23 protein-coding genes and 1 riboswitch are annotated in these 22,379 nt (G+C 49.4%); of the genes, 16 read left to right on the top strand and 7 right to left on the bottom strand.

What is annotated here, in order from left to right; translation table 11 throughout:
- Positions 1-20 precede the first annotated feature (20 nt).
- The 9 genes from NYE54_RS22770 (at position 21) to NYE54_RS22730 (ending at position 9,022) form a co-directional block, all read left to right on the top strand.
- Complete coding sequence (locus NYE54_RS22770; RefSeq protein ID WP_339266361.1) at positions 21-1,514, top strand: extracellular solute-binding protein; 1,494 nt, start codon at positions 21-23, stop codon at positions 1,512-1,514.
- A gap of 13 nt (positions 1,515-1,527) precedes the next feature.
- Positions 1,528-2,682, top strand: a complete 1,155-nt coding sequence (locus NYE54_RS22765) for an ADP-ribosylglycohydrolase family protein (RefSeq protein ID WP_339266359.1) — start codon at positions 1,528-1,530, stop codon at positions 2,680-2,682.
- Between the two features lie 63 nt (positions 2,683-2,745).
- On the top strand, positions 2,746-4,866 hold the full coding sequence (locus tag NYE54_RS22760) for an ADP-ribosylglycohydrolase family protein (protein WP_339266357.1): 2,121 nt from the start codon (positions 2,746-2,748) through the stop codon (positions 4,864-4,866).
- 20 nt (positions 4,867-4,886) lie between these two features.
- A complete protein-coding gene (gene rbsK, locus NYE54_RS22755) occupies positions 4,887-5,798 on the top strand; it encodes a ribokinase (protein ID WP_339266356.1) in 912 nt (303 codons plus the stop codon).
- 249 nt (positions 5,799-6,047) lie between these two features.
- Complete coding sequence (locus NYE54_RS22750; protein ID WP_074961828.1) at positions 6,048-6,233, top strand: hypothetical protein; 186 nt, start codon at positions 6,048-6,050, stop codon at positions 6,231-6,233.
- A 415-nt stretch (positions 6,234-6,648) separates the two neighbouring features.
- On the top strand, positions 6,649-7,197 hold the full coding sequence (locus NYE54_RS22745) for a nucleotidyltransferase family protein (RefSeq protein WP_339266354.1): 549 nt from the start codon (positions 6,649-6,651) through the stop codon (positions 7,195-7,197).
- A 93-nt stretch (positions 7,198-7,290) separates the two neighbouring features.
- Entirely contained in the window at positions 7,291-7,998 is a 708-nt protein-coding gene (locus NYE54_RS22740; RefSeq protein ID WP_339266352.1) for a class I SAM-dependent methyltransferase, read from the top strand.
- Between the two features lie 2 nt (positions 7,999-8,000).
- Positions 8,001-8,465 (top strand): NUDIX domain-containing protein, encoded by a 465-nt coding sequence (locus NYE54_RS22735; RefSeq protein WP_339266350.1) that lies wholly within the window; start codon positions 8,001-8,003, stop codon positions 8,463-8,465.
- Entirely contained in the window at positions 8,462-9,022 is a 561-nt protein-coding gene (locus tag NYE54_RS22730; protein ID WP_339266349.1) for a histidine phosphatase family protein, read from the top strand. The genes NYE54_RS22735 and NYE54_RS22730 overlap by 4 nt, the downstream gene beginning before the upstream one ends.
- Positions 9,023-9,222: 200 nt before the next feature.
- Here the strand turns inward: NYE54_RS22730 and NYE54_RS22725 are convergent, their stop codons facing one another.
- Positions 9,223-10,473: a methyl-accepting chemotaxis protein gene (locus NYE54_RS22725; protein WP_339266347.1), complete on the bottom strand. Its 1,251-nt coding sequence runs from the start codon at positions 10,471-10,473 to the stop codon at positions 9,223-9,225.
- Between the two features lie 184 nt (positions 10,474-10,657).
- Positions 10,658-11,380: a class I SAM-dependent methyltransferase gene (locus NYE54_RS22720; RefSeq protein WP_076325080.1), complete on the bottom strand. Its 723-nt coding sequence runs from the start codon at positions 11,378-11,380 to the stop codon at positions 10,658-10,660.
- Between the two features lie 147 nt (positions 11,381-11,527).
- Here NYE54_RS22720 and NYE54_RS22715 point away from each other — a divergent pair, with 147 nt between their 5' ends.
- Positions 11,528-12,226: a nucleotidyltransferase domain-containing protein gene (locus tag NYE54_RS22715; RefSeq protein WP_339266346.1), complete on the top strand. Its 699-nt coding sequence runs from the start codon at positions 11,528-11,530 to the stop codon at positions 12,224-12,226.
- A gap of 117 nt (positions 12,227-12,343) precedes the next feature.
- Entirely contained in the window at positions 12,344-12,442 is a 99-nt protein-coding gene (locus tag NYE54_RS22710) for a sporulation protein YjcZ (protein WP_076325078.1), read from the top strand.
- Between the two features lie 71 nt (positions 12,443-12,513).
- On the opposite strand, the gene NYE54_RS22705 is transcribed toward NYE54_RS22710, so the two are convergent.
- Positions 12,514-13,119: a YkoF family thiamine/hydroxymethylpyrimidine-binding protein gene (locus tag NYE54_RS22705; RefSeq protein ID WP_339266344.1), complete on the bottom strand. Its 606-nt coding sequence runs from the start codon at positions 13,117-13,119 to the stop codon at positions 12,514-12,516.
- Positions 13,120-13,203: 84 nt separating this feature from the next.
- A riboswitch (TPP riboswitch) is annotated at positions 13,204-13,306 on the bottom strand.
- A gap of 182 nt (positions 13,307-13,488) precedes the next feature.
- Positions 13,489-14,091, bottom strand: coding sequence for a nitroreductase family protein (locus NYE54_RS22700; protein WP_098747218.1), 603 nt, complete (start codon positions 14,089-14,091; stop codon positions 13,489-13,491).
- Positions 14,092-14,617: 526 nt separating this feature from the next.
- Here NYE54_RS22700 and NYE54_RS22695 point away from each other — a divergent pair.
- The 5 genes from NYE54_RS22695 (at position 14,618) to NYE54_RS22675 (ending at position 20,037) form a co-directional block, all read left to right on the top strand.
- Entirely contained in the window at positions 14,618-15,571 is a 954-nt protein-coding gene (locus NYE54_RS22695) for an ABC transporter permease (RefSeq protein WP_339266342.1), read from the top strand.
- Complete coding sequence (locus NYE54_RS22690; RefSeq protein WP_098747217.1) at positions 15,561-16,508, top strand: iron chelate uptake ABC transporter family permease subunit; 948 nt, start codon at positions 15,561-15,563, stop codon at positions 16,506-16,508. Before NYE54_RS22695 ends, NYE54_RS22690 begins: the two co-directional genes overlap by 11 nt.
- Positions 16,505-17,263: an ABC transporter ATP-binding protein gene (locus tag NYE54_RS22685; protein WP_076325073.1), complete on the top strand. Its 759-nt coding sequence runs from the start codon at positions 16,505-16,507 to the stop codon at positions 17,261-17,263. Before NYE54_RS22690 ends, NYE54_RS22685 begins: the two co-directional genes overlap by 4 nt.
- Before the next feature lie 201 nt (positions 17,264-17,464).
- Positions 17,465-18,436: a siderophore ABC transporter substrate-binding protein gene (locus tag NYE54_RS22680; RefSeq protein ID WP_215160276.1), complete on the top strand. Its 972-nt coding sequence runs from the start codon at positions 17,465-17,467 to the stop codon at positions 18,434-18,436.
- 176 nt (positions 18,437-18,612) lie between these two features.
- On the top strand, positions 18,613-20,037 hold the full coding sequence (locus tag NYE54_RS22675) for an NAD-dependent succinate-semialdehyde dehydrogenase (protein WP_339266340.1): 1,425 nt from the start codon (positions 18,613-18,615) through the stop codon (positions 20,035-20,037).
- 138 nt (positions 20,038-20,175) lie between these two features.
- Here the strand turns inward: NYE54_RS22675 and NYE54_RS22670 are convergent, their stop codons facing one another.
- The 3 genes from NYE54_RS22670 to NYE54_RS22660 all read right to left on the bottom strand — a co-directional run bounded on the left by NYE54_RS22670 (position 20,176) and on the right by NYE54_RS22660 (position 22,371).
- Complete coding sequence (locus NYE54_RS22670) at positions 20,176-21,138, bottom strand: Gfo/Idh/MocA family oxidoreductase (RefSeq protein WP_339266338.1); 963 nt, start codon at positions 21,136-21,138, stop codon at positions 20,176-20,178.
- Between the two features lie 224 nt (positions 21,139-21,362).
- Positions 21,363-21,491, bottom strand: coding sequence for a hypothetical protein (locus NYE54_RS22665; protein WP_339266337.1), 129 nt, complete (start codon positions 21,489-21,491; stop codon positions 21,363-21,365).
- 43 nt (positions 21,492-21,534) lie between these two features.
- Positions 21,535-22,371, bottom strand: a complete 837-nt coding sequence (locus NYE54_RS22660; protein ID WP_339266335.1) for a carbohydrate ABC transporter permease — start codon at positions 22,369-22,371, stop codon at positions 21,535-21,537.
- Between the last annotated feature and the right edge of the window lie 8 nt (positions 22,372-22,379).

Below are 22,379 nucleotides of genomic sequence, written 5' to 3'. Positions count from 1 at the left end.
AAAAGGGGAGAAAGATGAACATGAAAAAATTAAGCCTGTTATTCATCGTTGCCATGCTGGTTATGGTCATGTCGGCATGTACATCGAAGTCAAACACGCCGGGAGCAGGTCAAACTGAACCCGGAACCGCCCAGTCTGACGGGACCGGGGATCCGGTTACGCTGAAGATCGTGTACAAGGATGAAGGAACGGCAAACCCCGTTTCGGTTAAATTCTTCGAGACCTTGGAGAAATCCCTGGCTGAAGATGAAGGCTTGAACGTGAAATTCGAGCTTGTGGATCTGGCACAAGGCAGTTATGCCGAGAACCTCAATCTGCTGCTGCTGGGCGGAACCATTCCGGATATCATCTATTTCCAGGGCGGTGACCAGCAAATTGCCGATCAAGGTCTGTTGGAAGATCTGACACCTTATATTGAAAATTCAACCTACATCAAAAATATCATGGAGCCGCACAACAAGACCCGGATGGCAAGTTATCCGTATCTGCTGTGGATCAAACCGCTCGCACCTAAAACACCGGTCATCCGGGCGGATTGGTTTAATGCCATGGAGAGCTCCAAGGCCTTGATGGAGAACCCAAGTGTCGACAATTATTATGCCTTCTTCAAGGAATTGGTGGAGAAGAAGCCGGGTGAAGGCAAGCCGAGCTACGCGCTGACGGCAGCAGGCGATATTGCCGAGATCAACTTTATTTTCAATACGGCTTTCGGTTTGGATACGACCTGGCTCAAGAAGGAAGACGGAACTTATGAGTATTCCAAGGTTTCTCAGAAAGAAAAAGAAAAGCTGACGTTCTACAATAAGCTCTACAAGGAAGGGCTGCTGGACCCGCAATTCATTACAAAGCAATGGGATACCAAGGAGGACGCCTTCTATAAAGGGGAAGCTGCCGTTATCACGGGCACAGCCGGTAAAATCATCGATTTGTATGATGGAAGAATGCAGGAACTGGGCGGAGATGACGCCAATCTGATCGTCCTGCCGCCGGCTAAGGGCGAAGCGCAGGGCTTCGGGGCAACCGACGTGACGAAGGAATCCAGAGGGCTTGCGATCTCTTCGCAGTCACCGCATAAAGACGTAGCGTTCAAGGTCTTTGATTACCTTGCAAGTCCGAAGGGGCAAATGCTGGACCGCCTCGGTTTCGAAGACGAGCATTATAAGGTCGTTGACGGCGAGATCGAGCTGAACGAGAAATACTACAGCGAATGGTATGCGCGTTTCTGGGAGCCGACCGAGATCAAGTCCGAAACGCCTTTGAAAACGCCGCTATTGGGTGAGCCTGGAACCGAATCGTTGAAAATGGCTACCGAATTCTACACGGAAGACAACAATTTCATCATTCCTGAGCAATTCATTGCGAATTGGGATGCAATGAACAATCTGTACAAGGAATACTCGACGGACTTTATTACGGGCAAGAAAGACTTGTCCCAATTCGACCAATTCGTTGAAGCCTGGAATGCTGCAGGCGGTGCAGAAATTACGAAATATGCCAACGAAAACATCAAGTAAGGAGCCTATGACTATGACTTCGTTTCGTGACCGGGTGAGGGGCGTGGTGATATCCACCGCGCTCGGAGACGCAATGGGAGCTCCAATCGAGAAATTGACGTACGAGGAGATTAAGTCCAAATACGGACGCGTGGAATCTCTTATGACAAGATGGCATAAGATGGATCTGCCCGCCGACGTCCGGCTTGGACGGGTAAGGGGCGACGGGATTGTCACGGACGATACGCTGATGACCATTGCGCTCATGAATGTTTATCTTACTGAAGGCCGGCATCTGGATGCCTATGATATGGGCAATGAATTCGTGAAGGAGATTGCGTTCCGCAAGACGTTTGTCCCGGAGCTGAATGAGGAGACGTTGATCATTGACCGGTTGTTCTATCCGGAAAAATACATCTTCATGCGTCATGTGTTGGCCAATTGCGATCCGAGAGAAGGGGGCATCGGGAATATGGTGAACTGCGGGGCGGCGATGTACATCGCCCCGATCGGGATCGTCAATGCCGGTAATCCCAAGGCGGCCTATGATGAGGCCATCCTGTTTGCGATGGGTCATCAGAGCAGCTACGGTCTGGAAGCCGCAGGCGTTCTGGCTGCTTGCGTGGCGAAGGCCTTTGAGCCGGGGGTGAGTGTGGACGATATTGTCCGCACCGCGATCAGCCTGGCAAAAGACGGCACGAAAGCAGCCATTGTGGAAATGACGCAAGCCGCCCGCGAATTGCGGCATCAGCGGGATGACATGGACAAAGTGATCGAGGTATTGCAAGCGATCATGCTCAAATATTCGCCGATGGGCGATGACGTGAGTCGCCATATCGACAAGGTCGGCATCCCGAGCAACCATTATACGCCAAGCCGCCTATGGTCGATTGAAGAGCTGCCGATGGCACTAGCGTTTATCGTTCTCAACGACGGCGATTACTATCGTTCGATTCTGGACGGGGTTAACTCCGGGCGTGACACAGACTCGATCGGCGTTATGGCCGGGGTCATCCTGGGCGCCATGTATGGTTGTGAGGTTATCCGCGAAGAAGATATCGAGCAGTTGAATAAGGTGAACCGCTTGGACCTGTGTGCCATCGCGGACAGGTTCAGCGCCATTGCTGTGCAGATCATTGAGGATGATCTTCGCATCAATGAATCTCGGAAGAATATTGTGAGTCCATAGTTTTTCACAAGCTATTGCAGCTTAGCGGATGTAGAGGAATGGTTGATACAGGAGGGAGAGCAAATGATACCTAAACATTATGTAGAGACGGTATATGCGGGATTCATCGGTATGAACATTGGCATCAGACTCGGTGCTCCCATCGAACCGGTAGCTTGGACGTATGAACGCATTCGGGACGTATACGGCGATATCCGGGATTACGTGAAGCCGTACAAAACCTTTGCCGCCGACGATGACGCGAACGGACCGGTATTCTTTATTCGCGCGCTGTATGACGATGCGACGGACCGCGAGCTTGAGCCTGAGGATGTGGGCAAGGCATGGCTCAACTACGCAAGGGAAGGGATTGGCATGTTTTGGTGGGGCGGCGAGGATATCAGTACGGAGCACCGTGCTTATGTTAATCTGCGCAAAGGCATTTCAGCCCCGCGCTCCGGTTCGATTGAGGTCAACGGCACGGAGATGGCGGAGCAGATCGGCGGCCAGATCTTCATCGATTCCTGGGGCCTGCTGTTCCCGGGTCAGGCGGAGAAAGCGGCGGATTATGCGGAAAAAGCCGCCAGTGTTTCGCACGACGGCAACGGGCTGTACGGCGCCCGCTTCATGGCTGCTTGCATAGCCAAAGCCTTTGATGCTTCATCCATGGATGAGATTATTGCGGAAGGACTTCGCATGATTCCGGATGACTCCACTTATGCGCGCGTGGTCCACGTGGTGATGGACTTCCACCGGGAGCATCCATCGGATTTCCGCGCTTGCCGTCAATATTTGGAGGATCACTGGGGATACGATAAGTATACTGGCGTATGCCACATTATCCCGAATGCGGGCGTGTGCGTGCTTGCCCTTCTGTATGGCGAGGGGGATTTTGCGCGCACGGTCGAGATCGCATCGATGTGTGGCTGGGACACCGATTGCAACGCCGGAAACGTGGGCACGATCCTAGGCGTTTACGGCGGCCTGGCGGGGATTCCGGATCATTATCGCAAGCCGATCAATGACTTCATCGTGGCTTCGAGTGTATCCGGTTATTTGAATCTGGTGGATTTCCCGACATTTGCCAAAGAGCTTGCACTGCTTGGCTATCGCCTCAATGGAGAGAAGGCCCCCGAAGCGTTGGTGTCGCGGGTGAAGCAAGGCGAGGTGTATTTCGATTTCGACCTGCCGGGGTCCACGCACGGCTTTCGGACAAGCAATTCGTTCAAGACGCCTGTCTTGCGCCATTCAACCAAGAATACGTATGATAGCAGAGGATCCTTGGAAGTGGTCTTTGACCGACTGGTAGAAGGCGACAGCAGCAAAATCTACTATAAACCGTTCTATCGCCGGGCGGAGTTTAACGATGAGAAATATAAGCCGACCTTTGCCCCCCTGGCCTATAGCGGGCAGACCGTATCCGCCCAAATTTATGTGGATCAGTGGGAAGGCGAACCGGTAAGACTGACACCGTACGTACGGAATACTTTTATACAGGAAGATGTGTGTCTTGAGGCCGTTACTCCGGTTGGCGGAGAGTGGAATACGATTCAATTCGTCATTCCGGATACCGAAAGCGCCATGATTGATGAGATCGGCTGGATACTCGAGAGCCCGTCGCCGCTCTTGAACCGCGCTATCGGTAGTTTGTTCGTCGGTCAATTCCGCATCACGGGAGCTGCGGATTATACGATCGATTTTGCCAAGCAGGCCAAAGAGTTCGCTTCTGTCACTCCATTCTCGCATCATCGAGGAAACTGGGAGTTGCGTGAGGGAGCACTGCATTGTATATCTGAAGGAGATACCTCGTCCTATTCCGGCAATTACTATGCAGGAGATATGGAGATTGAAGCGACCATTAGACCAATATCAGGCACCAGCCATTGCCTGATTACGAGGGCGCAGGGGGTCATGCGGCATTATCTGGCCGGGTTCGACGGTCCGAATTCCGTATCGTTTATCAAACAGGACTTCGGGATCAAGCGTCTGATTACGGCAAGATACGATTGGGAATGGGGTAAAGAATACCGCCTGAAGCTGGTGTCCGAGAAGGATCGGTTCATCTTGTATATTAATGGAGACCATGTGCTAGAATGCAAGGACACCGCCTATGGTCATGGCATGTTCGGCTTTGGCTGCTTGGAGGATGGTGAGAATGAGATCAGGGATGTTCACGTCCGTACATCAGAGCCGAAGTTGGTTTAAGAGAAGGGAGCAGGTTATCTTTGCGCAAGCTAGTTGTCATTGGAAGCATTAATATGGATGTTGTGAGTAATGTAGAGCAGTTTCCCCGGCCGGGAGAAACGATTCATAGCAGCGGCACATCTTTTTTTCCTGGGGGTAAAGGAGCGAATCAGGCTGTGGCTGCAGCCTCAGTAGGTGCGGATTGTGTCATGGTCGGCGCGGTCGGTCTTGATCCTTTTGGGAATACCCTGGTTGCTTCCTTGGAGGAGCGCGGGGTTGGCGTTACATCCGTCCTCTCCAAGACAGGCACCTCGGGGATGGCGATCATCACGGTTAACGAGGCGGGCGAGAATTATATCGTGTTGTCGGAAGGAGCCAATGGGCGGTTGACTGAAGAAGATGTTGCGACTGAGGTGAAGTGGGATGGAGTATATGCTGTACTGCTGCAAAATGAAATTCCATGGCAGACGACGCAGTATGTTATCCAATCGGCTAACAAGGCAGGCGTTCGCGTCTGGTTGAATCCGGCGCCTGCGCGAAAGATCCCTCATAACGTGTTACCGTTGATCGATACCTTGATTGTGAACGAGACGGAAGCCGAAGTGGTAAGCGGCCTAAAGGTGGAGGACACTGCTTCAGCCGATGCGGCTGCAGCGTCGATTATCGGCAGAGGCACCTCCAACGTGATCATCACCCTTGGCGAGCAAGGCTGCTTCTATGGGAATGCACAAGGTGAGCGTTTCACCGTTCCGGCTTTCCACGTCAGACCCGTGGATACCACGGCGGCAGGAGATACCTTCATCGGTGCTTATGCGGCAGCTTGCACGGAGGGGCTGGAAACGGAAGAAGCGCTTCAGTTTGCAACTGCTGCGGCTGCATTGACGGTGACCCGGCCAGGCGCACAAGCCTCCATACCGTCCAAGGAAGAGATTCTGGCTTTTATAAATAAGTAATTCGTTGCACAAGCGGGAGGGCGTCTTCATTGCCTTCTCGCTTTTGTTATCTTACCCACTCGTTTTTCTAATGTGCGACGGAGACATACCATGAGGGCGATCCACCATCTATTCCGGATCTGATGAGGTTGCAATGGTTGTGAGCGATGGTATGTGAGATCTAAATGGAGCTGCCCGACATGTTCTGCTGAACCCTTTCATATAAGTAAGAGTGATAATAATGAATCTATGAAATGGGGTATCTGACTAATGGCAAAACAAAAAAGAGGCAAATCCTTGTGGAACCTACCAACTCGCGCGCGCGGTACATGTCCGGTGTGCAAGAGTACCCGAACGAAATTGTTGTATCCCCGAACCAAATCGGACGGGACTGCCCTGAAAGTGTGCAAGCGCTGCGACGGCGCTTCGCAGGAGCGGGTGGACGCGGCTGTGTAGCTAGCACCACTGGGCTTGATTGTTCGGTAGTGGGATTATTTCGTGCATGGCTGTCCGAAATCCGGCTTATAAGCTCTCTCACATGAGCATACCGAAGTCAATCTGGCTCAAGTTGAAGCAGTTATGGCGCATGCATGCTCAGATTTCTGTCCAACATGCAGCTCGGGTATCACCCGCTGCGTCCCATAATCCCTGCTCTCTCTTGCCGTTCAGGGATTATCTGGAATATAATAGTTATATCTATGAGTGTGCATAGACCGTTTCCTTCTCTTCGTGAAGCGGTCTATGCTTTTTTACACGAATACAGGATTTTAGGGTACGCTCTTATTCAAGTTGCAGCTAACTAATATAAGAACATGTGGCAGCTGAATGGTAAGAGGGCTGAGAAGAATTTAGGTCATTGGCGGTGGATGGTATGTTAGAGAAACGGTTAAAGGAGTACATAAGCCAGCATCAGCAATTGATGACGGATTTGGACATCGTTCGTGACTTAGGGCTGCCGCAATGCTATATTGCTGCAGGCTACATCCGAAATTATGTGTGGGACTTGCTTCATGGGTTAGAAGGGACGGATCGGCATACGGATATCGATGTGGTGTATTTCGATCCGGAAGATGTGTCTGAAGCGCGGGATATTCGATTGGAAGAGCTTCTAAGAACAACCACGGGGAACCCGAAATGGTCGGTCAAGAATCAGGCCAGAATGCATGTGAAGAATGGAGATGAACCCTATCACTCGACCTATGATGCGTTAGCTCATTGGACGGAGACGGCTACCGCGGTCGGGGCAAGGCTGAACGCCGAAGGAGAGCTTGAGCTCTGCTGTCCTTACGGACTGGAGGATTTATTTGCGCTTCGGGTTCGCAGATGCCCTAACTTTCATAAGCGACGCTATTATTTGGAGCGGGTAGGAAAGAAGCAATGGAAGGATCAGTGGCCGCAGCTAACGATAAGCGAAGATTAGAAAAAGGTATCCTAGCAGGAGTTGCAGTGAGCAAGAAAATGAGCTTGTCTATATGGAAGTGACGTTATAACGGCCAGAACAAGGGGATATAGCATGGACATATTCAACCGCGCACGTGAAAAGGAAATATCGTATCACGAGACATTGTACGAAGAAGCCGTACTGTTTCAACCTGGGAGCTGGTTAGCCAAGCCCGTTCAGACGGTCCTGGATCATTTGGAATTATTGCCGTTTCATGAGGTGCGGGTACTGGATCTAGGCTGTGGCGTCGGGCGTAACAGCATCCCGGTTGCGCAGCGGATCCAAGCGGTTAACGGGAAGGTCATCTGCGTGGATCTGCTGCCATCGGCAGTTGACAAGCTGCGGCAGTATGCCGAATTGCATGGCGTAAGCTCAAATCTTGAGGCACTTGTGGCAGACGTAGAACACTATGAAATTACCGAGGATACTTATCATTACGTCATCGCATGCTCATGTCTGGAGCATATGAGCTCCGAGGAAGCCTTTGTATCCAAGATCAAACAGATGCAGGCTGGAACCGTGGAGCAGGGCGTACATTGCATATTGATGAGCACCGAGGTAAAGGAAATCGATCAGGAAACGGGTTTGGAGGAGGCAGGCTTAATCGAGTTGAATCTATCCGCCGACAAAGCCTTTTCCATCCTTGATGAGCTGTATTCGGAATGGGAGATCTTAACGAGGCGGCAGGTGCAGCAGGATATTCAGGAAGTGAAGGATGGGAGAGACGTACTTTTCCGAAGTCAATGGATTACCTTCACTGCAAGAAAAGGAGGTTGTTGACCGTGGTGAAACATACGCATCTCGGTGTTTATGGAATACTGATTCAGCATGATCATATCCTGTTGATCCAGAAAGCGAGAGGACCGCACAAGGGGAAGTGGGATTTACCGGGCGGCTCCATTGAGTTCGGAGAAGAGCCGGAGCATACGCTGCAGCGCGAATTTTTAGAGGAAACCGGGCTTTCTCCGATTAAGGGGAGCATTCGGACGGCTGTATCTTACACGATCGTATATCAGTATGAGGCGAATCAGATGGAAGAGCTGCATCACATTGGTATCATGTATGATGTCGAGCTGTTGGATCTTCAAGCTGTTATCAAAACGGACGGTGACGGCCAAGACTCATTAGGGGCCAAATGGATTCCCTTGGAGTCATTGGGGGTGTTACCGTTAACACCGTTTGTAGAGATGATGATGGAGCCCGTATTAAAGGGTGAGGCTCATAAAGAAGCAGAGGTCGAAGGATGACGACTATCTATTTTGTAAGACATGCGGAATCTCCCTTTATCGATGGGAAGGAAAGGTCGCGGGGATTGTCCGCGGAGGGCTCCCTCGCTGCGGTTCGAGTCAAGGAATTGCTCCTGGGTGAAGGGATTGACGCTATTACTTCAAGCCCTTATCAGCGAGCCAGGGACACGGTCCAACCATTGGCGGATGCTTTAGGACTCCCGATTGCGGAGCAAGAGGACTTAAGAGAACGGAAAGTCGGGGATTTTCAGGGGCATTCATTCCTCGATGCCAAAAAGATGCTGTTTCAGGATCAAACTACGTCCTTCCCCGGAGGGGAATCCAGCAAAATCGCGCAAAGCCGAGCAGTCCAGGTGCTAGAGGAAATCTTGAATGCGCATATAGGAAAGCGTGTCGTGATTGGCACGCACGGCGACATTATGACACTTATGCTGCAGCATTATGATCAACGATTCGATTATCATTTCTGGCAAGGAATGACGCTGCCGGATATATATCGAGTCGAGTTTGAAGAAGGGCGGCTTGTGAATATCGCGCGGTTATGGAGCGAGCAATAATTCAGGTGTACTTGACATGATACAAAAGGGAGCTGTCCCATATGAAGGGTCTGCTCACACGGATGGTTCGTCAGATTAAAAAAATGTGTCCAATGAAGAAATGGCTGTGCTCAGGATGGTATCCTTGCACAGCCATTTTTCGCATTTTCGGTTCGTTTGCTGCTTCGAAAGTAATAGACATGATGTAGGCTGTACCCTACTTAAAATTTGAAAATGTTGATCGTTTTTTGCAGCCGGAAGACGGCATTATTCATCGCTTCTGCTTCCTCGGCCATCTTCTGGATCGATGAGATGCCCTCATTCATGGATGCCGACACCTGCTCCGTGCCTGCGGCGGATTGCTGCGTAATCGCCGATATATTCTGAATTGCGGAAGAAATGCTCTTCGCACTTTCCAGCATGGATTCGCTCTCCTTGGAGAAAGCGGAGATCTGTTCCGAAATATACTGCACACTGTTTACAATCTCCATGAACACCAGCTCAGCTTCACGGATCATTTCGGTTTGCTGCCTGACGACCTCTTCATTAATTTTTATGTTCTGAGTTGCATGTTTGACGTCCGATTCGATGCTCCGTACGAGATTGAATACTTCTCTTGTCGATGATGTGGATTCCTCAGCCAATTTACGCACCTCTTGGGCGACAACGGCAAAGCCAGCGCCATGCTCGCCTGCCCTTGCCGCTTCAATGGATGCGTTCAAGGATAACAAATTGGTCTGATCGGCAAGTTCCGAGATCGTCTCCGTGATCTGCGTAATTCCCCTGGCGCTCTTAGCCAGCGCATCTATGGATTCCGAGACCTTTGCTGTTGCGTCAATATTACGCTGCATCCCTGCAGACTGCTTGGCAACGGAGTCCCTTCCTTGCTCAACCAGTCCCAGCGTTTCGATCGAACGGGTATTCATTTCCTGGGTTGAATGCGTATAATTGCTGACCTTCTCTTCGATCTCACCGATGGAATGCGTCATTTCGGCTACGTCTTCCGATATTTCGTTCGCGCCGACAGCAAGCTCATTGGAAGATAAGGAGACTTGATTCATCACTTGAATGAGCTCCTGGTTTTTAATCGAGATGTTGGAGCTTGACGACATGACCTGGCGGGTGATATCCGAGGTTTCCTGCAATATTTTTCGAAGCTTGTCCACCATGCTGTTGAACGTTCGGCTGAGATCGTTCATGCCCCCAACCTCTTCTACCTGGAAGGTGAAGTCGCCTTTGGCGATTTTGGCGGAAACGCTGGAGATCTCCGCAAAGGAATTGGTAAGCGTTTTCTCAATAAGACGAGAAAGAGGAAAAGTAAAACCGGTTAGTGCCACGACGATGACCACGCCAATGATTGCTTTACCCATTAGAATAAATGCAAGCAGCATTGGAACCGCAAACAAAGCGGCAATGAGAAAACAGGCTGCGGTAATTTTTCGCGAGATAGGGAGTCTGTTGAACCATGCCATAAGAATGAGTCCTCCTCAACAACATAGGATATATTTACCATGATTATAGCATCGACAGGCAAAACTAGATATAACGAATTGACAAAAAGTGTTGGATTAGGTCGAAAGGACCGAAATTGAGGAGGGAGAGGGGATGCGCAGCAAATATGCGAATCCCCACTTGATGCACAGATATGAAGTGATTTTATTTTACAGCCCGGAATAAGGCGGAAGCGAGATAATCGGTATTATCCAGGATCATGCGGTCATGCTTGAACAACGTTTCCCAGAGCGCCACATCGAACAGGAGTCCTTTATCGCGCTGTTCAAATGTATCCAGATGACGTGTTTGCTCTTCCTTTAACTGGTCATTGAAGTGGTTGTACTCCAGAATTTCTTCCTGTTTAAACCCGCAAGCCAAGAGGGAGTCCGCCCATTCTTCCCTCATCATGAGATTAGGAATTCCGAAGAATTCGAGCAGTTCCTGAAGTTTTGCCTCCGGCATGGGTTTATCAAGCAGCAATTCTCTGTCCTGCAGGACGCCTCCATGATCCAGAACGCGGTAATATTCGGGCAGTGATTTCGTAGTATCCGTAAATACGGTAACGGATTCGGCCATGATTAGGTCGAATTGGTTGTCCTCGAAAGGCAATGCGCATACATCCGCTTGTTGGAATTGCACGTCGATTTCCATCGCTTCGGCTCTTGCACGGGCTTTTTTGATCATATTTTCGTTCAAGTCAATGGCCGTTACTTGATACCCCATCTCCGAGAGATGGCATGCAGTTCTGCCCGTTCCACACCCGACCTCCAAAATGCGGCTGCCCGGTTGAATGGGATAATTCTTCAGCATTCGGAGGGTTGCCTCGAATCCTCCCGGGTGGGCACTGCCCATACCTAATTTGGAGAGCATATGAATATAGTTCATCTCATCTATCCCTTCTTCCTTGTCATCAACATGAGGGTAATCGTTTATTTATTTACCATATGATTCAGGTACGTTTAGGGTTTTAGCTGAATTAGATATTTTGAGCCCTTTTTTCGGGAGGATCAGAATCATACTGGAGGAAACGTCATGAGGATGGAACCGGTAGAGGCAGCGGAACGCATCATACAATACGATTATCCCGACTGTTTGCTTGCTGTGCTTGGCGGCAGCGCGAGCAGAGGTGAATATAACGAACAATCCGATTTGGACATCATAGTCATTGAACGGGATGGTCATGATTTCAGCAGGAAGACGATAGAGGCACATGGGTGGATCGCGGAAATATTTATATTGTCTTTATCCTCCTATCGCGAATATTTCGATGAGGGAGTGATCGCGGCGAATCCTTCATTGCAGCGGATGGTCGTAGAAGGGACGGTGCTGCACGCGCTGCCTGAGGGAGAAGAGGTGCAGGCGGAAGCTCGAAGCGACTTGAATTACGGACCCATGCCCTTGATGCTAACCGACATTAACGAATACCGTTATATGCTAACCGAGTACCTGCTGGATTTGCAGAGTCCCCGAAGGGATGCCGAAAAGTGGTTTACGGTGCACAAAATAGCGGCGATTCTCTGTGATTTTGTACTTAGGGTGAACCGGGAGTGGACGGGTGAAGGGAAAACGCTGTTCCGTCTGTTCAACCGCTATGACTCGATCTTGGGAGAACGATTGGAAGCAGCGCTCACGGCGATGTATCGCCAGGATGATCCTTCAGTTCTTATGGCATTCACCGAGGAAATGCTCCATCCGTACGGAGGCAAGCTTCTCATTGGTTATGACGAATAGAATTTCCTTGCCAATATAAAAAGAGGGGTACATTAGCCGTGACACTAGCACGAGACGGGAAATACTATAATAGTGTGATTACATCACGTCATTCTTTAAATCCAGGAGGGGATCTTCATGAGCGGAGTATATGGCGGCGGTGGATGGAACAATTCAGTAGGAATTATTTTGGTTCTCTTTATCCTGCTCGTAATTATCTTGAGTGCTTGGGTTTAAACCGTCAAGATTCTTGGCAGTAGTGACAGGAAGCCCGGCGCTTGCCGGGCTTTTGTCTGCCTCAATAAAGCTCAATTCGATGCGGCTTTGACCGAAGGGCTGTGTGCGGACACAACCGCAGTCATGACCAAATGGCTGCTGTCAGATTGAATCGCATGTAAAAAAGCCTCTTCAAGGGATCCAAACACCTGGGCCAGAGACCCATCCAATCGGCTGGCGTAATGAACGCTTCCGGCGAATGTCCCGGCTGCCTTCGTACGATTAACTTCACCGTAGATGACATCCATGTAGTCATCGGTACCCATGGGGTATAGAGCGAATTGGCAAGCAGTCTCAATATCGGCATGTTCCCCGATGTCGTTGTTTAAGAGAGTCGAATCCTCGGTCATATATACATCGGCGTCCGTATCTCCGGGGCAACCGATGGAATAAGTACCATTAAAAACGGTATGCACGCCACTCGCTGCAGCATAGGCGAATATCGCCCTTGTAACATCAAAGACATGCTCTGCACGTCCACGAATACAGGTGCTCACATCATCTGTCTGAATCCATACCTTCCCCGTATCTACGGAATGTAGTGCGCCCATGATGACCTCCACAAACCGGTCCGTCATGGGAAATACCGAGAACCGGCACCCAACGATCCGACTGGTTCCGCATACAAGCTCATTCATTGTTATTTCCTCCCCATGATATAAGTCCACGCAAAAAAACCGCACCCCGTGAAGAAAGTGCAGTTATGCCTACGAAAAGAAATAAACATAAATGCTACACTTCCCCACGCTAGTATGACCTAGATCGGGTGTTAAGGGTTAACGGCAAACCGCCGTCTCTCAGCACATGGCACCCCTAGTACAGCCAACATTCTATGTAGTTGGTTATCGCAAGTTTGCCCGGAGCTTCTGTTATCTTAGAAGTTCGAGGGTTCTTACTTGACTAATTGTATCGCTTAGTGATCGGTTTTTCAATCTTTGCCCATTATAAAAGGACCGCCTATCCAAGTTGCGGGAACTTAGGGAGGCGGCCTTTTTTCATCTATTTAATTAGTTGTATACTTTTACGCGATCTTCAAGCGGTGCAAATTCTTTTTCGCCTGGTTCAGCAACCGGCTTACCGAAAGGCATTTGAGCAAGCAGCTTCCAGCTTTCCGGGATGTTCCATTCGGATTTTACTTTTTCGTCGATCAGCGGGTTGTAGTGCTGCAGGGATGCGCCCAGACCTTCTGCTTCAAGGGATGTCCATACTACAAATTGCAGCATGCCGTTGGATTGGTTGGACCAAATCGGGAAGTTGTCGGCATAAGCGGCAAAGTTCTGTTGCAGCCCGGCAATGACGTTGTTGTCCTCGAAGAACAATACCGTACCGTAACCAGCGCGGAATGCGCCCATTTTGTCGGCAGTGGATTTGAATGCTTCTTCATCGCCAACGACTTCTTTCAGGATGCCTTCCGTGATGTTCCACAGTTTATCATGCTGTTCGCCAAGCAATACAACGACGCGTGCACTTTGAGAGTTGAAAGAAGACGGGGTATACTTAACCGCTTCGTTTACGATTTCCTGAATACGCTCGTCCGAGATAACGGATTCTTTGCTAATCCCGTAATAAGAACGGCGACTTTTGAGTGCAGTTGAAAAATCTTTAGACATTGAAAAAAAACCTCCTGGTGTAATCGAATTTGCATTCGCCTGATAAGAAGATGTCCTTTACTTCAAGCAAATATGCATGTTGCTTATTTAGCAATATTTTTAATTATCATTCCATATTAACTTACGTTTAGTTAGGAATAATATTTATGTTAGTATATTAATATAACTTAGAGTAATTGTCAACGACTTTTGATTAAATATAATTTCCCTTATATATTAAATATGAATTGAATCCGTTTGGCTTTTTGAGAAGCTTCATTATATGGAGGTTTAAACGAAAGGAGTGCTTCCTACCTGAGGATATTAGCTATGTCTTCTCGAAACTTCATATTATGAACAATTCATGAACAAAATATACAAGTATGAACAAATTAATTGATTTTGATTCTCAATTACCCTTGTCGAGCCAGAATGAGGATGATATAATGCATATCAGAGCGCGATTGATAATCAATCTCAATGAGAATGGCGTTGAAAATTGCGAGATCCCGGATATTTTAGAGACATACGCATAGAAGGAAGAGCCATGAAGATTAGATACTTATTTGCAGCCGTTGTGGTACTCTCGATAATCTCATTATTTATTGGAGTTAAAGATATCTCGCCACTGCAACTGTTCTCGATGACAGAACAACAACAGCATATTATGCTTGTAAGCCGGATTCCTAGGCTTGTCAGTCTTATATTGGCGGGTGTCAGCATGAGTATCTGCGGATTGATCATGCAGCAGCTCAGCCGCAATAAGTTCGTATCGCCGACCACGGCAGGTACGATGGACTCTGCCAGACTGGGGATTTTGGTAGCCATGCTCGTCTTCACGACAAGCGGTCCGCTTATCAAAATGCTCGTGGCATTTGTATTCGCTCTGGTAGGAACCTTTATCTTCATGAAGATACTGGATCGGATTAAGTTTAAGGATGCGATCTTCATCCCGCTCGTAGGGCTGATGTTTGGTAATATCGTGAGTTCGATAGCCACCTTCTTTGCATACAAATATGATCTTATTCAGAATATGTCCGCATGGCTTCAGGGTGATTTTTCCATGATCATGAAGGGCCAGTATGAAATGCTCTATATTAGTATCCCGCTTTTGATTCTGGCGTATCTGTTCGCCAACAAGTTTACGGTGGCCGGAATGGGAGAGGAGTTTGCAACCAACCTGGGTCTTCACTACCGGAGAGTTGTGAATCTGGGATTGGTCATCGTGGCGCTGGTTACGGCATCTGTCGTGCTGACGGTCGGCGTGATTCCGTTTCTTGGTCTGATCATACCTAATATTGTCAGTTTGTACTTAGGAGACCACTTGAAAAAAAGCCTTTCGCATACCGCGCTGCTGGGGGCCGGGTTCGTACTGTTCTGTGACATCCTGGGCCGGATCATTATTTATCCCTATGAAATTCCGATTAGTCTAACCGTGGGCGTACTCGGAAGCGGTATATTCATTTTCTTACTGATGAGGAGAAAGGCTTATGACTTATAAAGCCAAACTCGGCCTGTTGGCCGCAGCGGCAATCATCCTGGTGGCAGTCTTTCTGTTCATTGATCTTGGCGGCAATTGGGATTACGCGCTTCCAAGAAGAATCAAGAAGGTGCTTGCCATCATTCTGACCGGCGGAGCGATCGCTCTGTCTACCACGGTGTTTCAAACGGTCACGAATAACCGGATACTGACGCCAAGCGTTATGGGATTAGATTCCTTATATGTACTGATCCAGACCACCGTCATCTTCGTCTTCGGATCCTTCACGCTGTACAAACTGGGCAGCAATGTTAACTTTCTGATCAACGTCGGCGGGATGATCCTATTCGCCGGAGTCTTATATAAGATTCTGTTCAAAAGGGAAGGAAACAACATTTACTTCCTGCTGCTGATCGGCATGATTTTTGGAACCCTGTTCTCGAGCATGTCTTCTTTTATGGAAGTGTTGATTGACCCGAACGAGTTCCAGTTTGTGGCCGACAAAATGTTTGCCAGCTTTAACAATGTGAAGACCGAGCTTCTGGTCCTGTCCGTCATTGTCGTTGTGCTGACCTTGCTGTACTTTGCCCGATTTGCCAAGTACCTGAACGTGCTGGCGCTTGGCCGTGAGCAGGCGATCAACCTCGGCGTGAATTATGATTATGTTGTGAAGCGGCTTCTGATTGTGGTTGCCGTTCTGATCTCGGTGGCTACCGCTTTGGTAGGGCCGATCACATTCCTCGGGCTCCTGGTTGTCAATGTTGCGTACGAAGTTATGAAGACGTACAGGCATTCATATTTAATTGCAGCATCCATACTGATTAGCATTATTGCACTGGTCGGCGGTCAATTGGTTGTAGAACGGGTGTTTACGTTCTCTACAACGCTCAGCGTCATCATCAATTTCATCGGCGGTGTCTACTTCATATACCTGCTACTAAAGGAGAGTAAAGCATGATCCAGGTTACGAACGTATCGAAAGTGTATGGCGGCAAAAAAGTCGTTGATAACGTGTCGGTTACGATCCCGAAAGGTCAAATCACTTCCTTTATCGGCCCGAATGGTGCCGGCAAGAGTACCTTGCTGTCCATGATTAGCAGATTAACAGGCAAGGACAGCGGACAAATTACGGTGGACGGTAAAGAGGTTAGCCAATGGAAGAGCGGCGATCTGGCGAAGAAGGTTTCCATCCTGAAACAATCCAACCATATCAGCCTCCGTCTGACGGTGCGTGAGCTTGTATCCTTCGGTCGTTTTCCTTACTCTCAGGGCAGATTGAACGCGGAAGATGAGAAATACGTAGATGAGGCGATCTCTTATATGGAGCTTGGGGATATGCAGCATAAATATCTTCATCAGCTCAGCGGCGGTCAGACCCAGCGTGCCTACATTGCAATGGTTATCGCCCAGAATACAGAGTATATCCTGCTGGATGAGCCTCTGAACAATCTGGACATGAAGCACTCCGTACAGATTATGAAGATTCTCAGAAAGCTTGTCGCTGATCTGAACAAGACGATTGTCATCGTGATTCATGACATCAACTTCGCTTCCTTCTATTCGGATTACATCGTGGCATTGAAGGATGGAGCCATTGAAAGCGAAGGGAAGACCGAGAACATCATTCAGAGCAATGTGCTCCGCGGAATCTATGACATGGACATTGAGATCGAAGAGATTAATGACAATCGGGTATGCGTCTACTACGGCTAAGCGGCATGGTAGTAGAGAGTAGAGGATAAGGATTCTGGGGGAACAGAAGCACGGAATCCTTAATCATAGACAAGGACAGGGCTGCCTTGGATACAGGACGGCATGGTTTAGTCTGTTCATATTAAATTACATATTCAACCATAAGTTCAAATATATGTTGGATTGTTAAAGCTTTTAAATATAAAAATGGGGTGTGAAATAATGAAAAAATGGTTAGCTTTATTTATGGTAGCAATGTTCACGCTTGTACTCGCGGCTTGTGGTCAAGACGATAAAACAAGCGGCACGGGTGGAGGAGATGCAGCTGGAGATACACCGGCTGCAACCGAAGAAATCACGATTACCCATCAACTGGGCGATACACTTGTTAAGAAGAATCCTTCCCGCGTCGTTGTTTTCGATTTTGGTATTCTGGACTCTGTCGATAAACTGGGCGTTGAGGTTCTGGGCGTACCCCAAGCGAATGTCCCGGCCTACCTGTCCAAATTCGAAGACAAGAAATATGAGAATGTGGGCAGCTTGAAAGAGCCGGACTTCGAGAAAATCAACAGCATTAAACCAGATCTGATCATCATTTCCGGCAGACAGCAAGATGCGTATGATGAACTCAGCAAAATTGCCCCAACCATCTTCCTGGGTGTGGATACAAGCAAATACATGGAATCCTTTAAAGCAAACATGAACACGCTGGGTCAAATCTTTGGTAAAGAAGCAGAAGTTGAAAAAGAGCTTGCTACAATTGACGAGAACATCAAAGCTTTGAATGAGAAAGCTACAGCAACCGGCAAGAAGGCATTGATCATCCTGGCTAACGAAGGCAAAATCAGTGCATACGGACCAGGTTCCCGCTTCGGCATTCTGCATGATGTGTTCGGTTTCGGAGCTGTAGATCCTAACATCGAAGTCAGCACACATGGTAAAGACATTTCGAATGAGTACATCGTTGAGATGAACCCGGATTATCTCTTTGTTGTCGATCGCGGTGCAGCGGTTGCCACAGGCGAAGGGGATTCAGGCGCTAAAGCGGTCGTTGAGAACGAGCTTGTGAATACAACGAACGCGGCGAAAGAGGGTAATATCGTTTACTTGAATCCGGATTTCTGGTATCTTTCCGGTGGCGGCCTGACGTCCGTATCCGAAATGATCACGGAAGTAGACGCAGCGATTAAATAAGATAGTGAAGTCGTGATGAACATAGAAAACACTGGAGCTTTCACATGAGCTCCGGTGTTTTATTTTTTTGCATTAGGGTAAGTGGGTAACGGATAATAAGAAGGACGAATCGTGACCTAGAAGATGATGATCAATAGACACTTGCAGCCTGAAGAGACGATGAGGAGGTCTTTACTATGTTTCGAAATCAAGTCTATATTGCTGGACAATGGATTCAGACCGAAGAACAGATGGATGTATATAATCCGGCGGATGGCAAGGTGATAGGTACCGTGTCCAAGGCTGGCAAGAAGGAAGCCGCCCTGGCCGTCGATGCGGCAGCCGATGCTTTTCCGGCGTGGTCTCGCAGGACGGCAAATGAGCGAGGGGAACTGCTGCGCCGCTGGCATCAGCTCATAGCGGAGCATATGGATGAATTGGCGCGGATTATGACCACAGAGCAGGGGAAACCGCTGAAGGAAGCAGCAGGCGAGATACAATATGCCAACAGCTTTGTGGCCTGGTATGCGGAGGAAGGCAAACGAATCTACGGCGAGACCATCCCCGGATCATCCAGCCGCCAACGCATCATCGTAACGAAGCAGCCCGTTGGCGTCGTAGCAGCGATTACGCCGTGGAACTTTCCGGCATCCATGATTACCCGTAAGGTGGCGCCCGCTCTAGCCGCCGGATGCACGGTGGTGATCAAGCCATCCGGTGAGACGCCATTCACGGCCATCAAGCTGGTAGAGCTTGCCGATCAGGCTGGTATTCCTGCCGGGGTCATTAACATCGTAACTGGATCTTCAAGCGACATTTCCGGCGTGTGGCAGGCGGACAGCCGTGTAAGAAAGCTGTCTTTTACAGGATCAACCGAGGTGGGGAAACAACTGATGGCCGGAGCTGCCGCTAACGTCAAGAAAATATCGCTGGAGCTTGGCGGTCATGCGCCGTTTATTGTGACGGATCAGGCTGACCTGAACCAAGCGGCTGCCGGATTAATCTCCTCTAAATTCCGCAATGGGGGACAAACCTGCGTATGTGCCAACCGGGTATATGTTCAGGAAGGCATTGCGCAGGCATTTGCCGCGAAGTTTGCTGAGCTTGTCAAGCAATTGAAGGTAGGAAATGGACTGGAGAACGGCGTCGATATTGGTCCTTTGATTAACCGGGACGCTGTGGATAAAGTCGTAAGACAGATCAAGGACGCGGAAGAGAAGGGCGGCGTCATTCTGGCAGGAGGTCAAGCATTATCTGAGCTGGGTCGCAATTATGTTGAGCCGACGGTCATCATGAACGCAACCGATGACATGGAGTGTATGAATGAGGAAACCTTCGGCCCCCTTGCGCCGATTACCACTTTCCGGACGATAGACGAAGCGGTGCAGCGAGCCAATAACAGTCCTTATGGCTTAGCCGCCTATGTATTCACGCAGAATCTAGGTGAAGCGGTCAACATTGCGGAATCGCTGGACTACGGGATTGTGGGCGTGAATGATCCCGTACCTTCGACGGCGCAAGCACCATTCGGTGGATTCAAAGAGAGTGGACTGGGCCGGGAAGGCGGGCACTACGGAATGGATGAGTTCCTGGAGGTGAAGTATATTTCGCTTGGTTTATAAGAGCGGGGGGAGTATATCTTTGCACAAGAATGCGAAACGGGTGGATTGACAAGCATATATGTTACTGCGCTACTCCATGCCAATTCAAAATTAAGGGGCATGCTCAAGGTTTTCAGACCATGAGCATGCCCCATATTATTATGCTTGTAGGATAACGGGTTTTCCAGTTTCCGCAGATTCATTGGCGGCAAGCGTCACTTCCAGCGTCTTGAAGCCGTCTTCATAAGATGCCAGCACAAGGCTTGGGTCGTTGTTACGAATGGCGTCGATCAAGGCGTTGGTAAGATTTTTGTAGAAGTCCGTTTTGCTCCGATACACGATCTCTTTCTCCTTCTCTACAATGGAGAGCGTGGTTCCGTCCAGAACGACGCGGAAGTCGCGGCCCATGATCTCGATTCCGCTGCGGTGATCGAACTGGATAAATCCAGTTTGCATATGGCCGACGGCTCCGGAATCCAGCACGAATTGGATGGCGCCCACATCCGGAATATCGAGGTCCGGGATGTCGTCTACCAGCAGCAGCTTCATATCGGCATACAGGCGGGTGATATCGCCGCACAGGTAGCGAACCAAGTCCATGGTGTGCGTGGATTGCTCAACTAGCTGTCCGCCGGATAATGCCTTTTTGCGCCACCAAGGAGTTGGTACAGGTGTTGTAATGTAGTGGGCGCGAACCATGCCGATTTTTTTGTCCTTGAGAAAGTCTTTGGCAATCGCAACCGTGTCCAGGTACCGCAGACAGTAGCCGGAAGCTGCAATGATTCCGCTTTCAGCAATGACCTTGGCTTTGTGGCGGACGGACTGGGCGTCCAGTCCCAGCGGCTTTTCCACCATGAGGTGAATGCCCTTCGCGGCTGCCTGTTCTTCGATATCCCCATGGCAAAATGGTGGAATGCACACATACAGCACATCCAGATGCTCTTGCTCCAGCATCGTGCTGCCGTCCGTATAATAAGCTGTGCCGTACAGTTCGGCCTGCTGCTGCGCTAACGTTTCATTGGTATCGCATATTGCAGCCAGCTGAACGTGTTCGTTCCCGTGAAGGTTTTTGATATGGACGGCGCCCATGCCTCCCGCTCCAAGCACGCCTGCTTTAATCATAGGTTGCCTCACTCCTGATCGTATAAGATGTTGGTTACATATTCCGGTAACTCGATTACTCACACGTGATTATAGCCCCGCTATCCATATTATTCAAGCACTCATTTGAACCTAGATTGACGGATGCGCAATGATAAAAAGCACAGAAGACCCTCTCAAATACCACGACGCTTTCTGTGCCGCTGCTTCGAATGAAACATAGGCCTGTACGCCATGTCTGTCCGCTAACTCTGCTGCGCTTCCTCCACCCGGATACCCGCAATGCCAGCAAGCTTAACGCCCGGGATCGAAGCATAGGCGGCACCATGGGTTCTTCCCATGGTGCCTGCTCCAATGACTAACACCTGTAACATTTCCGTCCACTCTTTTTTCTGCATGGTTCGTGCTTTCCGAGTTCTATCCCTTAATCCCGTTCATCGCAATGCCTTCAATGAAGTAACGCTGAAGGAAGATAAACAGAACGATGATGGGAAGGGTAGCCATTAAGGCGCCTGCCATCAGCAGCGGGTAATCGGTGGAATGCTGTCCCTGGAAGCTGGAAATCCCGATCGAAAGCACGCGCATCTCCTCAGAGCTTGTCATGATGAGCGGCCACAGCAGATCGTTCCATGAGGCTAATATGGTGAAGATCGCCAGGGAGACGAGAGCCGCCTTGGATAAAGGCAAGTAAATATTCCAGTAAATCCGGAAGTAACTGCAGCCGTCAATTTTGGCCGCTTCCTCCAGGTCCTTCGGCAGCGTCATAAAGAACTGTCTCAATAAAAATGTACCGAAGGCGCTGAATATGCCGGGTACGATCAGCACATAGAACGTGTCCAGCCAATTGAACTCGCGCATGATGACAAAGCTCGGAATCATAACGACCTGGGAAGGGACCATCAACACGGCCAGGAGCGCGAGAAAGATGGCGTTCTTGAAAGGGAATCTCAAGCTGGCAAATGCATAGGCTGCAAGGGAGCACAGAATGAGTTGGCCAGCCGTCCGTCCCACCGTCACGATGATGGTGTTCAAGTAATAGGTACCGAAGTCGATGGTTTGGATGACCCGCAGGTAGTTGTCCGGGTGCCATTCCACAGGCAGCCATTTGGGCGGAACGGACATGGAGTCCGCAAAGGACTTGAAGGATGTGGAAATCATCCACAGAAACGGCATAATCATGAGCAGCGCCCCGACAGCTAACAGGATGTGGACCGCTAGACGGCTTGCTTTTCCCGTATTGGTTGAAGTATTCACATCTACAC

It is taken from the genome of Paenibacillus sp. FSL K6-1330, from assembly GCF_037976825.1.
In the GTDB taxonomy this organism is placed as follows: Bacteria; Bacillota; Bacilli; order Paenibacillales; family Paenibacillaceae; genus Paenibacillus_AQ.
Note: the sequence above shows the minus strand (reverse complement) of the source record. Positions and strands in the feature narration are given on the sequence as shown.

What these genes read in the sequence shown, in the direction of transcription:
- NYE54_RS22710 (WP_076325078.1), top strand. Translation starts at nt 12,344, where the DNA reads ATGAGCGGAGTATATGGCGGCGGTGGATGGAACAATTCAGTAGGAATT.
- NYE54_RS22720 (WP_076325080.1), bottom strand. Translation starts at nt 11,380, where the DNA reads ATGAACTATATTCATATGCTCTCCAAATTAGGTATGGGCAGTGCCCAC.
- NYE54_RS22715 (WP_339266346.1), top strand. Translation starts at nt 11,528, where the DNA reads ATGAGGATGGAACCGGTAGAGGCAGCGGAACGCATCATACAATACGAT.
- NYE54_RS22695 (WP_339266342.1), top strand. Translation starts at nt 14,618, where the DNA reads ATGAAGATTAGATACTTATTTGCAGCCGTTGTGGTACTCTCGATAATC.
- NYE54_RS22670 (WP_339266338.1), bottom strand. Translation starts at nt 21,138, where the DNA reads ATGATTAAAGCAGGCGTGCTTGGAGCGGGAGGCATGGGCGCCGTCCAT.
- NYE54_RS22700 (WP_098747218.1), bottom strand. Translation starts at nt 14,091, where the DNA reads ATGTCTAAAGATTTTTCAACTGCACTCAAAAGTCGCCGTTCTTATTAC.
- NYE54_RS22685 (WP_076325073.1), top strand. Translation starts at nt 16,505, where the DNA reads ATGATCCAGGTTACGAACGTATCGAAAGTGTATGGCGGCAAAAAAGTC.
- NYE54_RS22770 (WP_339266361.1), top strand. Translation starts at nt 21, where the DNA reads ATGAAAAAATTAAGCCTGTTATTCATCGTTGCCATGCTGGTTATGGTC.
- NYE54_RS22750 (WP_074961828.1), top strand. Translation starts at nt 6,048, where the DNA reads ATGGCAAAACAAAAAAGAGGCAAATCCTTGTGGAACCTACCAACTCGC.
- NYE54_RS22760 (WP_339266357.1), top strand. Translation starts at nt 2,746, where the DNA reads ATGATACCTAAACATTATGTAGAGACGGTATATGCGGGATTCATCGGT.
- NYE54_RS22730 (WP_339266349.1), top strand. Translation starts at nt 8,462, where the DNA reads ATGACGACTATCTATTTTGTAAGACATGCGGAATCTCCCTTTATCGAT.
- NYE54_RS22675 (WP_339266340.1), top strand. Translation starts at nt 18,613, where the DNA reads ATGTTTCGAAATCAAGTCTATATTGCTGGACAATGGATTCAGACCGAA.
- NYE54_RS22705 (WP_339266344.1), bottom strand. Translation starts at nt 13,119, where the DNA reads ATGAATGAGCTTGTATGCGGAACCAGTCGGATCGTTGGGTGCCGGTTC.
- NYE54_RS22745 (WP_339266354.1), top strand. Translation starts at nt 6,649, where the DNA reads ATGTTAGAGAAACGGTTAAAGGAGTACATAAGCCAGCATCAGCAATTG.
- NYE54_RS22680 (WP_215160276.1), top strand. Translation starts at nt 17,465, where the DNA reads ATGAAAAAATGGTTAGCTTTATTTATGGTAGCAATGTTCACGCTTGTA.
- NYE54_RS22765 (WP_339266359.1), top strand. Translation starts at nt 1,528, where the DNA reads ATGACTTCGTTTCGTGACCGGGTGAGGGGCGTGGTGATATCCACCGCG.
- NYE54_RS22725 (WP_339266347.1), bottom strand. Translation starts at nt 10,473, where the DNA reads ATGGCATGGTTCAACAGACTCCCTATCTCGCGAAAAATTACCGCAGCC.
- NYE54_RS22740 (WP_339266352.1), top strand. Translation starts at nt 7,291, where the DNA reads ATGGACATATTCAACCGCGCACGTGAAAAGGAAATATCGTATCACGAG.
- NYE54_RS22690 (WP_098747217.1), top strand. Translation starts at nt 15,561, where the DNA reads ATGACTTATAAAGCCAAACTCGGCCTGTTGGCCGCAGCGGCAATCATC.
- NYE54_RS22665 (WP_339266337.1), bottom strand. Translation starts at nt 21,491, where the DNA reads ATGTTACAGGTGTTAGTCATTGGAGCAGGCACCATGGGAAGAACCCAT.